This window comes from Salifodinibacter halophilus, from assembly GCA_012999515.1.
GTDB lineage: Bacteria > Pseudomonadota > Gammaproteobacteria > Nevskiales > Salinisphaeraceae > Salifodinibacter > Salifodinibacter halophilus.
The window spans coordinates 1-257 of sequence record JABEEB010000418.1; the positions used below are offsets into that span (position 1 = coordinate 1).

At 68.9% G+C, this 257-nt stretch carries 1 protein-coding gene; it reads right to left on the reverse strand.

Annotation, left to right across the window (positions count from 1 at the left end):
• Positions 1–257 (reverse strand): MFS transporter (locus tag HKX41_12280; protein ID NNC24913.1); only part of this gene is annotated, 257 nt, incomplete at both ends.

A 257-nucleotide genomic window follows, 5' to 3' on the forward strand; every position in this document is an offset into this window, starting at 1 on the left:
CCCGCGTTCGCCGAACAAGGGCACGAAGCCGATCAGGCAGGCGATGAAGAAGCCGTACACCACCGGCACCACCACCCGCCGCGGGTAGCGCGAGACCAAGGCCGAGAACAGCGGCGTCAGCGCCAGCGTGGCCAGGAACGAGGCGGCGTAGAACCACGGCAGCTGGGTCGAGCCGACCGCCGCGCTGAGCTGGTCGCGCACCGGCCGGATCACGTAGTACGCGGTCAGCACGCAGAAGAAATAGGCCAGCGACAGCG